Raw genomic sequence first — 12,093 nt, 5'->3', positions numbered from 1 at the left:
GAACGGTGAGCGCATACGTCTCGGCGTTCGAGCTGTTCTCCATTGGAGTGGGCCCCTCGAGCTCCCATACGGTCGGTCCCCTGCGGGCGGGCCGTGATTTCGCCGCGCGTCTGCGAGACCAGGGGTGCCTCGATCGCGTGGTCCGGATCACGTGCACGCTCTACGGGTCGCTCGGCGCGACCGGCATCGGCCACGGCACACCGGATGCCGTCGTCGCGGGTCTGGAGGGCCTCGAGCCCGAGACGGTCGATCCCCGCGCCGTCCGCGACCTGTGGAGCGCATGGCCCGAGGGGCGTGATCTTGTGGTCGACGGCATCCATGCGGTGCCGTTCGAGCGTGGTGACATCATCTTCGAGCCGCGCACGCGGTTGCCGGGGCATCCGAACGCCATGACGCTCGAGGCGTGGGCCTCGCGGGATGCCGGGCCCGCCCGAGCGGGGGGCGCCGTGTTCCGCGAGACCGGTGCCGCGATGCTGCCGCCCGCGCCGCGATCGGACGAAGGGCTCGTGCTGCGCGAGACCTATTACTCGATCGGCGGCGGCTTCATCCGCCGCGACGGCGAGGCGGTGGTCGTGCCCTCGGAGCCGATGCCCGTGGTGTTCTCCAGTGCAGAAGAGCTCTTGAGGCAGTGCGACGAGCGCGGGATCACGATCGCCGAAGCGGCACGCCTGAACGAGCAGGCGCTGCGGTCGGAGGCAGAGGTCGCCGCCGGACTCGACGCGATCTGGGACGCGATGGCCGGGTGTGTGGATGCCGGACTCCACGCCGACGGGGTGCTTCCGGGGGCGTTGGGCGTGCGCCGCCGCGCGGGCGCGATCCGCGCACAGTTGGAGGATGTGGAGACCAGCGGCGGCCGCGAGATCCCGGGGGAGTGGCTGGGCGCGTTCGCGCTCGCCGTCAATGAGGAGAACGCCGCCGGGGGCCGCGTGGTGACGGCGCCGACGAACGGTGCCGCCGGCATCCTCCCCGCCGTCGCGATGTACTGGTGGCGCTTCCTCGCCGACTCCGGGCTCGGGTCGGGAAACGCGGTGACCCCCTACGGCGAGCTGGTCGGCTCGGCGTTGCTCGGCCTGCATTCGGCGGGGGATCCCCTCGCACCATCGACCGAAGAAGCGAACCGGCGGCGCGGTATCAGGCGCTTCTTACTGACGGCATCCGCGTTGGGATCCTTGTTCAAGGCGAACGCGTCGATTTCGGGGGCTGAGGGCGGCTGCCAGGCCGAGGTCGGGTCGGCGTGCGCGATGGCCGCCGGAGGTCTGACCGCCGTGATGGGCGGCACGAACCGGCAGATCGAGAACGCGGCGGAGATTGCAATGGAGCACCACCTCGGACTCACGTGCGACCCGGTCGGCGGCCTCGTGCAGATCCCGTGCATCGAGCGCAATGCGATCGCGGCATCGACAGCGGTGACGGCGGCGCGGCTCGCGCTGCGCGGTGATGGTACGCACTTCGTGTCGCTGGATGCCGTGGTCGAAACCATGCGTCAGACCGGCATCGACATGAGCACGAAGTACAAGGAGACGAGCGAGGGCGGCCTCGCGGTCAATGTGATCGAGTGCTGAGCGCTCGGGCGCATTGCTGGGGGTTCGTGGGGCAGGTGTTGCCGCATCCTGGCGCTGAAGCGGCACGAACTGCCCCCTGAGCCTGGGGTGCCTCGTGTGATGGGGTTCGTGGGGCAGGTGTTGCCGCATCCTGGCGCTGAAGCGGCACGAACTGCCCCGTGAACCTGGGGGCGATCGCGCAGGATGCCGGTGTCAGCTCCGGCGGGCCAGCGCGGCGCGCACGAGCTCGGGCCCGGCGGGTGGATACGCGCGCACATGGCGCGCAGTGAGACGGATGACCTCCCATCCCTCGGCGGCCAGAGCGGCGTACTTCGCGATGTCTCGATCCCACTGATCGCGATCGGTGCGGTGGTGGTCGCCTTCGATCTCTACGATCACGCGCTGCGAGACGTAGGCCGCATCGCTGATACCGATGAGGCGACCGGCGCGATCGCGCACCTCGACGTCGAGCGCGGGCTCGGGAAGTCCGGCATCCTCCGCCGCGAGTCGGTAATCCGTCTCCAGCGGCGATGCGCTCCCGACGCGCACGCGCGCGAAAGCGCGCAGGAGTTCTGCCCTCCCGCGACGGCGGAGGATCGATGCGGCGTTGTGCAACTGAGTCATAGTCGCGAGCCGGTGCTCCGGGCGCGGCTTACCTCTGTCATCCCGGGGAACGAAGACGAGAAAGTCGCCGAGCTGAATCAGCGCGCGCTCGCCCAGCTCCGGCATCATCGCCCATGTGGATGCGGGGGAGCTGACACGCATCCCGAGGTACTCGACGACGGAAGCGAGCGACGGCACGACTTTGATTCCCCGTACGCCCTGCCGCCGCGGCGGGCGGTGCGGAGCGTGTACTGCGACGATCAGATCGGACTCCGGGTCGAATCCGTGCCGCAGCGGCGCGCCGTATATTGCCGCGGCCGTTTCTCCTGCGAAGAAGGCGTGGGGCGACATCACCGCAGTCAAGGCCCGCGCGCGCCGGATGACCCTTGCCCTCTTGCGGCGGTCCGTTGCCAACGGGCGCCCATCGGTGCCGGCGTCGCCCTCGGGCGCGATTCGCACTCCACGGAAGGCATGCTCGAGGTCTGTCGCCCGAAGGCGGCGACTCGTGACACCCATCTCGCGCGCACGCGCCGTCGTGAACACATCGCCGAGCGTGGGAGGGAGGGATCGGGCGCGTGGCGGCATCCCGACACTTTCGCGGCAAGACGACACCGCGCGAGGCCGCGCGTCCACGAATGGGGACAACCGCGGGGGATCGCACGTTGTGGAGGAAGGGTGGCACTGCCTGCCTCGCGAGCGGGCAGCATCCGCGCACCATAGGATCGATGGACCCGAACACCGGAACGTCAGCAAGGATGCCGATGACCGAACTCCTCCGCGCGAGCGAGCGCGAATTGACCGAGCCCGTGAGCCTCACACTGCCCAGTGGTCGCCTCAACACCGCCGCGATCGGTTTCGCGCGTACGCCGCTGGTCGACACGTCCGGCATCGATGGTCGGCGGGAATGGGGCCGCAACAAGCGGTGGGAGTATTGGAATGTCATGACGCCGACGCACATCGTCGCGCTCACGATCTCGTCGCTCGACTACGCCGGCGTGCACGAGGTGTGGATCTTCGAGCGCGCGACGGGTCGCTCCTGGCACAAGAACGCGACGGTCCTCCCCGCCACGGATGTCACTCTGCCCGCCTCCCTCGGCGGAGGCATCGCAATCGCGCGCGCTCGCGGCCTGGCTGTCACCGTCACGCCGGCCGATGACGGTCGCGTGTGGCTGCTGCACGCCGAGATCGACGGGGCCGTCTTCGACATCACCGTCACCCGGCCGCCCGGGCATGAGTGCCTCGCGGTCGTCGTGCCGTGGTCGCATCGACGGTTCCAGTACACCGTCAAGGATGTGGCCCTCCCCGCATCCGGCGTCGTCACCACAGACGGGGTCACCCACCGCGTGCCCGAGGGGTCATGGGCGGTGCTCGACCACGGCCGCGGCCGGTGGCCGTATGACATCCGGTGGAACTGGGGTGCGGGTGCGGGAGTCTCGGGAGGGCGGACGATCGGCATCCAGGTCGGCGGGAAATGGACCGACGGAACCGGGTCGACCGAGAACGGTGTCGTCGTCGACGGGATGCTGCACAAGATCTCGGTGCCGCTCCACTGGGACTACGACGTGGACGATCCGATGCGACCCTGGCGCGTGCACGGCGGGGCGCTGGATGCGACCCTGACGCCGTTTTACGACAAGATCTCGAGGGTGAACCTCGTGGCACTCGCCTCGCGCACTCACCAGTGCTTCGGCGTCTGGTCGGGGACGTTCGAGGGGACGACGTTCGACGGCATCGAAGGCTTCGCTGAAGACGTCCACAATCGCTGGTGAGCGGATGCCGGGAGACCTAGGCTGGCACCAAGGCGGGTGACATCATCGCCTGGCTCGTCGATGACTATGCACTCGGACGCGGGCATGCGATGGCCCTCGTGCACGTCATCACAAGGGGTCCCCAGATCTCCGCACGGCATGTCGAGACCGGCACTGCCCACAGCGATCCGACGGACACCCTCTGGCTCGACGGGGTGGCGACCAAGCCCGACGGCGCCTGACTACTCCGACCGCAGCTTCGCGGTGAGGGCGTGCAGCTGCACGAGCTCCTCATCGCTCAACACCGACATACGCTCGGCGATCGAGCGGCCGTGCGCGGTGGCCACCCGGCGGAATGCGGCCAGCCCCTGCTCGGTCGCGCGCACGATCGCTCCTCGCCCGTCTTCGGGGTCGGGGCACTTCGAGATGAGGCCGCGGGCGACCATCCGATCGACGAGGCGCGAGACGCTCGGCTGACTGATCAGCATGTTCGCGGTGACATCCCGGAGACGCGCGGCGCTGCCGTCACCGCGCGTGACCGTGAGCATGACGTCGTACTCCGCTTGTATGAGATCCTCTTCGCAGAAATCGACGCTGATCTCCTCGAACACCTGATGCTGCGCCCGGAACAAGCTCTCCCACGCGGAGATTGCGAGGCGGCGGTCACTCATGGCGTCCACTGTAGTGCGCACATAGGCTCGGAGGTATGAGACGTCTCGGCACGCTGATCGCTCTGCTGGCCGCGATGATCCTGGGCGCGAGCGTTCCGGCATCCGCTGCGACCGGCGACGTCGATGACTTCACGTTCGATTCGTTCACGGCCGACTACACGCTCACCCGCGACGCCGACGGCACGAGCCACCTCGCGGTGGTGGAAGAGATCGTCGCGGTCTTTCCGGATGCCGATCAGAATCGCGGCATCCGGCGGTTGCTCCCGGACAGCTACAACGGGCAGCCGGTGAATGCGCAGATCGAGTCGGTGACGGACGAGAACGGTGCTACCCGCCCGATGGAGATCGACTCGGACGACGGCACGGTCTCGATCGTCTCGCGGGCCGATGACTACCTGCACGGCAGGCAGACGTTCGTGATCACCTATTCGCTGGAGAACGTCACATGGAACTTTCCCGACACGGGGCTCGAGTTCTACTGGGATGTGAATGGCGTCGATTGGGCGCAACCGTTCGCCGCGGTCACCGCGCGGCTGCACCTCGCGCCTGACCTCGCGTCGGAGCTGGCCGGGCGCATGGCCTGCTATCAGGGGTATCAGGATGCGGGCGACGCGTGCGCCTCGATCACGCAGACGCAGGATGCCGACGGCGGCACGGTCATCACCGCCGAGGCGGCCGGACTCGCGCCGAATCAGACCCTGACGATGGCGGTGGGGTTCGAGCCCGACACGTTCGCCGTCTTCGACTCGTCGTATCTGGCGGCGCCGATGGGCTGGGTGCAGGCGATCGCCGGGCTCGCGGTGGTCGGAGCGGGCGGGATGGCGGTGCGCGCACGGCGACGTGGACTGGCCGACGAGCCGGGGCGACCGACGATCATTGCGGAGTACACGCCGCCGCGGGGCATCGACGCGCTCGAGAGCGCGGTGCTGCTCGGAAAGCCGACGAAAGCGATCCCCGCCGAGGTGCTCGAGCAGGCCGTGATCGGTTCGATCCGCATCGTCGAAGGCGAGGCGAGCTGGCACAGCAAGGGGAAGCTCGTGGCCGAGCTCATCGATCCGGCGCGTGCCGACGGCGACGGCCGGATGCTGCTCGACGGCCTGTTCCCGAACGGCACGCCCGGCGACCGGTACGAGTTCGGAAAACAAGACACGCGGTTCTCGCGAGTGGCCCAGCGGATCCTCGCCGCGGCCGAGGCAGAGCTGCAGGGCCGCGGTCTGCGCCGGACCGTTCCCGGTGCGACCCGGGCGGCGCCGATGATCGTCGGGGGCATCGGGCTGCTGGCGGTGCTGGCGCTCGGGATGGCGGCGATCGGCGTGAACGTGCGGCCCGCCGTGCCGTTCGCGGTCATGGGCCTCGCCGCGCTGCTCTTCATCGCGATCGTGGTGATGTGCGTGCGCAAGCCGCTGAGCGCAGCGGGCGCCGAAGCGCGTGATCACCTGCGCGGGCTCGAGGAATTCATCGCCTGGGCCGAGGCTGACCGCATTCGGATGTTGCAGTCGCCCGATGGTGCCGAGCGCGTCGCGGTCGATGTCAACGATCCCCGGCAAAAGCTCCAGCTGTACGAGAAGCTGTTGCCCTACGCCGTCGTGTTCGGCCAGGAGAAGGAGTGGTCGACGCAGCTGGCCGTGCTCTACACGGCGGTTGGTGCGCCGGGCCCGTCCTGGTATTACGGGGTGGGTGCCTTCGACGCGTCGTCGTTCTCGTCGGGTATCGGCTCGCTGTCATCGGCCGCCATGTCGTCGTCGTCGACATCGGGTGGATCGAGTGGTGGCGGCTCTGCCGGCGGCGGCGGGGGAGGCGGAGGTGGCGGCGGCGTCTGACGTGCCCGTTATCCCTCGAGGATCTCCCGCAGCGTCTCGAGACTGATCTCCTCGGGGCTACCGTCGACATGCTCCTGGACGGTGAAAGGCAGTCCGATGTCCGTCAGGTGAGCGACGGTCTTCTCCAGCCGCGGGACGGCGTCGATGTGGTCGATGCCGAAGAGCGTGGCGGAGAAGAGCGGTTCGCGGCGTTGGACGCTGCGACGCAGCTCCACGGTGGACCGCCCGGTGATGCGGTAGAGCGACTGCAGGACGGTGCTCGGCAGATCGGGAGTGCCGTCGAGGGTCAGCGAGATCGCGGTGTCGGCCATGGATTCATTCCATCACGCTCCGGCGGCGGGCAGGACATGGAACAAAGTAAGGCCCGGTCAGAGAGGCTTCTGACCGGGCCTTGTCCCTTGCACCAAGAGTGTCCTGCAATCACATGAGGTAGTTGCCACAGCAAAACAACTACCGTGCGAGCACTCTATAACGGAAAGATAACGATGCACAAGAGTTTTCCGTTACCTTTTCGTGATTCTGCACAAACTGTCGTGTCTCTGTCCGATGACAACCCATCTGTAGTTTCTGCCATCGATTCTGTGGTCGTGATAACCGACCTGTAGTTTCCGCCAACCCATCTGTAGTTTCTGCGGGCTCCTCGTCCGACCGCGGGCGTGTCTCGCCGCCTGCGTGTCTGGTCGGTCGTACTCTGGCGGCGTCAGAGGACTCTCCAACTGAACATCTCGTCGAGATCGGAGAGCAGATGACGTTGAAGCGCTGGGAACCCGCGGCTACGGTGAACGCCCCGCACGCGCAGATCGAGTACGTCGTTCGGGGCGTGGATCATCGCCGGGATTCTGTTGACGTAGTCGATGTGCCGTTCGAGACGGTCGACAAGGTTCGGACCCCGAAGTCGTGGAAGCACAAGAAGAACTACACGGGCCAGTACTGGGCTGCCACGACCGGCGGGCACGTCTGGTTCGAGTCCTTGTATGAACGCGTCGCCCTCATGCAGATGGACCGCGACCCCGCTGTCGCGGCCATCTCGTCTCAGCCGATGTGGATCGACTGGGCGGGAACGCCTCGACGCCACGCGCCCGACTTCTTCGTCCGCTTCTGCAATGGATCGGCCGCGGTAATCGATGTGAAGCCTCTGCTGCGCATCAAGCCGGATGACGTCGAAGCATTCGATTGGACCTCGGCCCTGTGTGGCGAGCTGGGGTGGGACTACTTCGTCGTGCATGACATCAGTGAGAGCGAGGGCCGCAATCTTCGATTCCTGTCTGGTTACCGGTATGACCGGTGGCGCGATTCGGCGAGTGTGGATGTGATGCGTGCCCACTCCGGCGAGTCCGCGCGGTTGTCGGAGTGGGCGAGCTTGTTGGAGGGCGTATCGGCGCAGCCGCTGGGCGCCGTCTACTCCGCGCTGTGGTGGCGGGATCTGATCTTCGACTCGTCGCGGCGTTTGTCGTTGACGACGGTCGCGAAGGCGGCGTGATCGTGCGGGTCGGCATCGGTGTGACGCTGACCTGGGACGAGGAGCGGTTTGTGATCATCGCCGCTGACTACCGGCACGTCACTCTCCGCTCTCTGGAGGCTGACTTCACGCGGATGGTCGACGCCGATGAACTGGTCAGGTTGCCGAACGTCACCTGGCATGCGGACCGCACCGCGTCGGCGACCGGATCGGCGGCCCGCGTCCTGGACGGCCTCGACGATGACGAGAGACGCATTGTCGATGCGTGGGCCGAGCAGTTGGCCGTGGTCAAAGCCGCCGTCGAAAACGGGCAGCCGGCGAAGATGTACTTCGAAGACGTGCGCACGGCTATGTCAACCCTAACTTCCGTGACCTCGTTGGAAACCGTCCGCCGCAAGTTCCACCGGTATTGCGCGGAAGGGGTCCTCGGGCTTGTGGACGCGCGGCACCTCAACCGAGGCAAGCGAGACATCGACGTCCGTATTGGCATGGCGCTGAGCGAGCTCGGCGAGAAGGGGACGACGCGATCATCGGGGACGACGAGCCGGACCTTAGATCGGCTGCGATGGATGCTGGAGGAGGACTACGGCGACGCGATCGACATTCCTAGTCAGCGCACGCTGTACCGGATGGTCGCGGCGCATCCCACGGCACGAAAGCTGAACGGCTCTGCGAAGTCACGTCAGTCGTCCGCCAACAAACCCGGTAGGGCGTTCGGTGTGCACGGTTCGCTTCGACCGGGGGAGCATGTGCAGATCGATTCCACGGTGATCGACGTGCCATCGCGGCTGCTGGACGGTCGCCTGAACCGTGCGGAGCTGACGGTCATCCACGACGTCTCGTGCCGCTCCATCCTCGCGGGAGTCGTGCGAGCCGTCGCGACGAATTCGGCGGATCTCGCGGGCGTGCTCGCGCGGGCGCTGACACCCTACGAGCTGCGGCCGCCAGGCGCGCGGGAGCAGCGCGAGCGTGTTGCGGCGACATGGACTGGGCGGTTCATGATCGACCAGGAGCGACTGGACCACCACCGGCTCGCGCAGCCGTACATCTTCCCCGAGACGATCACGACCGACAACGGCAAGATCTACCGTTCCGAGGCATTCCGCCGGGGCTGTGAGCGAGCCGGTATCTCGCTCATCCACGCGGCGCACGAGACCGGCACCGACAAACCGCATGTCGAGAGCGGATTCGACGCGATCAAGGACGGTTTCGTGCAGTACTTGGAGGGCTTCACCGGTGGCAGTGTCGAGCGTCGCGGTCGAGGCGAACCGACCGATAGGGCACTTGCCCTCAACCAGCTACAGGAGCTGCTCGAGGACTGGATCGCGATCGAGTGGCAGAACCGACCGCACGCCGGTCTGTCCGATTCGATGCTCCCGGGGCGGGCGCTCACACCGAACGAGATGTTCCGCGCCTATCGGCGCATCGCACCCGAGCTGCACATCCCGTTCGGCTTGGACGAGTTCATCGGATTCCTTCCTGCCAAGACCTGCACGTTGCAGGACTACGGGATCAATCACGCGCGGCGCGTCTATCGCTCGAACCGCCTCACCGAGCTTCGTGCTGCTGGAGCGGGCGGAGAGGGCGCTACTCGACTTTGCGTGATCCGCTTCGACCCGCACAATCCGCTGTTCGTGTGGGTGGAGCACGGTGAAGAGTTCGTGCCCTTCCGGTGTGTTGGCGACCTCCTCGACGAGCCGATGGGCGGCGAGATCTGGCAAGCGGCCCACGCTGTCGACACGGCCACGGACACAGCGACCCGCGAAGAGGCCGCGTACCTCGCGGACCGAATGAAGCGCGCCCAATGGGTGAGGCCCGGCAAAGAGCGCAATCGCGCCGTCCGCACGGCCGAGGTCGACCGCGATCCCATGCACATGACAGGTGTGTCGAAGACGATCGCGCGAGAGACACCAACGACCGAGCCTGACGGAGACGAGGTCATTTGGGAACGCGGTGGCGGTTTCTCGCTGCTCACTGACGACGACGGAGTGTGGGAGCGGCTGACATGACTCAGGCCATCAGTACGCGCGAGGGGTGGTCCGCGTTCGTCAGCGAGACGTTGGACAAGCCGCTCCCGACCACCCGCGCCGAACTGGATGCGCTCTCGCCGGGCGACCGCGCGATGAATCGCGAAGCTCGCAAGCAGTTCATGATCCGCGGCCCAGTCGTCAACACAGCTCAGTTCGCGGCGATAGAAAGGGAGATCCTCAGACGGCTGATGCTCAACCAATACAAGTCCCACGGCAAGCTCGGCGTGATCGTGTCGGGGGAGCCGAATATCGGTAAGACCACGACGGTCTCGCATATTGCTCGACGGTTTGAGCGTCGCCGACGTGACATCGGGCGGGCCGGTGGTGGTAACTCGATCCCGGTGATCTACGTGTCGGTGCCGCCGTCGTGCACACCGAAACTGATGCTCGGAGAGTTCGCCCACTTCCTTGGACTCCCCGTGCGCGCGCACTACAACACGGGAGAGCTGATGAACACCGTTGCCAGCGTGATTGCCGCGTGCGGGACCGAGCTGATCATCGTCGACGAGATCCACAACATCAACCAGAAGTACAAGCAGATGGGCGAGGCATCCGACACGCTCAAACAGCTGTCGGAGAAGTGCCCCGGCACGTTCGTCTACGCCGGAGTAGATGTCGAAGCAAGCGGGCTGCTGGACGGTACCCGTGGACGGCAGATCAGCAGCCGATTCGACATCCTGAACCTGCACAAATTTGAGAACACCGGCAGAGGCAAAGCGGGATGGGCCGATCTGCTCGTCGCGGTCGAGAGTTCGCTCGGTCTCATCGACCAGCATCCCGAGGCGATCCTGCGCCACGCCAGTCACCTCCACGCTACGACGGGCGGCGTGATCGGCGATCTCACCGGGATGGTGCACATGCTCGCGATGGAAGCCATCGACAACGGCACCGAACGCCTCGACCTGGACACCGTCTTCGGCACCGTCCCGGCCGCCGCCGCTGACAAGGTGCCCGTGTCAACATGAAGACGCCGACGCCGGCCGGGAACGTGCGCCCGCTACCAGTGATGGTGCAGCCCCTCCCCGCCGAAACCATCACCGGATTCCTCGGCAGGCTCGCCACCGCGAACGCCCTCACTCCCCGCGAACTTCGCCTGCACGTCACCGACCTCGCTGGGCTGTCACCCTCGCACCCCAACCTCGAGCGCGCTGCGAAGTGGGCGGAGCGGCTCGGCGGCCTCAAGCCCGGGCACTTCGAGAACGATGCCCGCAAGAACGCGATGTATGTCCGTTGCCAGCACTACGCCTGGCAACCGACGCTCTGCAAACGGTGCGGATACGCGCAGGCCGCCAGGAACGCGTGTCGGCGGTGCGCGAGAGGGGAGCAGACCTTGGTGCAAAGCAGGGGTGGCGCTGTCTGCAACCGCCACCGGCGCTGGCATCTTGACGGCGCCGATGTCGACCTCGCGGGGTTCCCGGAGTTCGCCCATGCCGAGCGTTGCCTGTCGGGCACGCTGTGGAAGCGCGGCATCGGACTCACCACCGGCGAGCTGCAATTGGCCGCTTCTCTCGTTCGGTATTGGTCGATCGAGGAGCGCCTCGACGGGAGAATCGCCGATCGAATGGCAACGATCGGAATCAACTCGCTCGATGCCGACAGCGTCTTCCTCGCGGCCTACCCCGAGATCGTGCGCCTGACCACGATCCTCACCGACCTGTCCTTCGCGAGCTACCTGCTCAGCCCTCGGTTCAGCCTTGCGGAGCAGGTCTGGGCTCTTGAGGCCGCGGTTGTCACCGTCATGAGCGGCTGCACGACTTCACGCCTTCATCAGATCGCGGAACAGATCGTGGCGCGAGGGAAGATGGCTGTGGAGACCGCGTTCGGCATGCGCCAGAACGCGAGCAACAACCGCCCCGCGACCCTCGAGAAGTCACTCGTCGCATCGTCCCAGAGGCACCGAAGCTGCCTACTCCGACACCTCAGCACCGTCAGGATTCAAATCCTCCCCTATGAGCCCGGGTTTGCGGTCCCGTCGAATCGCGTGCTGGGCCGCCGCAAGCCGCTGCCTGATCTCGTCGACGCGTAGTGCCCGGATCTCGGCCGCCGCGTGTGCGTGGTGGCCATCAATCGCCCAACTCTGCGCCGGCGCTAGCTTCCTTGTCGATTGGGACGCTGAACGGCTCCTGGGTCTTGTTCGCCACCCCGGTCTGCTGAGCAAGTCTGAGTGGGACCAGGCTCGCTCCCAACACGAGATCCGGATCATCGACGAGTGAGAGCGCCG

The 12,093-nt window shown here is 66.7% G+C and carries 10 protein-coding genes and 1 pseudogene; 8 read left to right on the top strand and 3 right to left on the bottom strand.

Features of this window, described 5'->3' with window-relative positions:
- The first annotated feature begins 5 nt into the window (after positions 1 to 5).
- On the top strand, positions 6 to 1,562 hold the full coding sequence (locus Q0653_RS13175) for an L-serine ammonia-lyase, iron-sulfur-dependent, subunit alpha (protein WP_298945078.1): 1,557 nt from the start codon (positions 6 to 8) through the stop codon (positions 1,560 to 1,562).
- Positions 1,563 to 1,754: 192 nt separating this feature from the next.
- Here the strand turns inward: Q0653_RS13175 and Q0653_RS13170 are convergent, their stop codons facing one another.
- Positions 1,755 to 2,495 carry a DUF559 domain-containing protein gene (locus tag Q0653_RS13170; protein ID WP_298945076.1) on the bottom strand — a complete coding sequence of 247 codons (741 nt, stop codon included), beginning with the start codon at positions 2,493 to 2,495 and terminating at the stop codon, positions 1,755 to 1,757.
- A 410-nt stretch (positions 2,496 to 2,905) separates the two neighbouring features.
- On the opposite strand from Q0653_RS13170, the gene Q0653_RS13165 reads away from it, so the two are divergent.
- A complete protein-coding gene (locus tag Q0653_RS13165; RefSeq protein ID WP_298945074.1) occupies positions 2,906 to 3,913 on the top strand; it encodes a DUF2804 domain-containing protein in 1,008 nt (335 codons plus the stop codon).
- 26 nt (positions 3,914 to 3,939) lie between these two features.
- Positions 3,940 to 4,134, top strand: a pseudogene (locus tag Q0653_RS13160) (DUF4287 domain-containing protein); the annotation flags it as partial.
- On the opposite strand, the gene Q0653_RS13155 reads toward Q0653_RS13160, so the two are convergent.
- Positions 4,135 to 4,563, bottom strand: coding sequence for a MarR family transcriptional regulator (locus Q0653_RS13155; RefSeq protein ID WP_298945072.1), 429 nt, complete (start codon positions 4,561 to 4,563; stop codon positions 4,135 to 4,137).
- Between the two features lie 35 nt (positions 4,564 to 4,598).
- Between Q0653_RS13155 and Q0653_RS13150 the strand changes: the two genes are divergently transcribed.
- Positions 4,599 to 6,383: a DUF2207 domain-containing protein gene (locus Q0653_RS13150; protein WP_298945071.1), complete on the top strand. Its 1,785-nt coding sequence runs from the start codon at positions 4,599 to 4,601 to the stop codon at positions 6,381 to 6,383.
- 8 nt (positions 6,384 to 6,391) lie between these two features.
- On the opposite strand, the gene Q0653_RS13145 is transcribed toward Q0653_RS13150, so the two are convergent.
- A complete protein-coding gene (locus tag Q0653_RS13145) occupies positions 6,392 to 6,694 on the bottom strand; it encodes a hypothetical protein (RefSeq protein ID WP_298945069.1) in 303 nt (100 codons plus the stop codon).
- Between the two features lie 434 nt (positions 6,695 to 7,128).
- Between Q0653_RS13145 and Q0653_RS13140 the strand changes: the two genes are divergently transcribed.
- The 4 genes from Q0653_RS13140 to Q0653_RS13125 are packed head-to-tail and all read left to right on the top strand — an operon-like array spanning position 7,129 to position 11,898.
- Positions 7,129 to 7,863, top strand: a complete 735-nt coding sequence (locus Q0653_RS13140; RefSeq protein WP_298945067.1) for a TnsA-like heteromeric transposase endonuclease subunit — start codon at positions 7,129 to 7,131, stop codon at positions 7,861 to 7,863.
- The gene (locus Q0653_RS13135) at positions 7,794 to 9,851 is read left to right on the top strand and encodes a hypothetical protein (RefSeq protein WP_298945065.1); all 2,058 of its coding nucleotides are present in this window, start codon (positions 7,794 to 7,796) and stop codon (positions 9,849 to 9,851) included. The genes Q0653_RS13140 and Q0653_RS13135 overlap by 70 nt, the downstream gene beginning before the upstream one ends.
- On the top strand, positions 9,848 to 10,837 hold the full coding sequence (locus tag Q0653_RS13130) for a TniB family NTP-binding protein (protein WP_298945063.1): 990 nt from the start codon (positions 9,848 to 9,850) through the stop codon (positions 10,835 to 10,837). Before Q0653_RS13135 ends, Q0653_RS13130 begins: the two co-directional genes overlap by 4 nt.
- Positions 10,834 to 11,898 (top strand): hypothetical protein, encoded by a 1,065-nt coding sequence (locus Q0653_RS13125; RefSeq protein WP_298945061.1) that lies wholly within the window; start codon positions 10,834 to 10,836, stop codon positions 11,896 to 11,898. The genes Q0653_RS13130 and Q0653_RS13125 overlap by 4 nt, the downstream gene beginning before the upstream one ends.
- The last annotated feature ends 195 nt before the right edge of the window (positions 11,899 to 12,093 follow it).

Source organism: uncultured Microbacterium sp. (assembly GCF_947488465.1).
In the GTDB taxonomy this organism is placed as follows: domain Bacteria; phylum Actinomycetota; class Actinomycetes; order Actinomycetales; family Microbacteriaceae; genus Microbacterium.
This window is presented reverse-complemented; position numbering and strand designations above follow the sequence as displayed.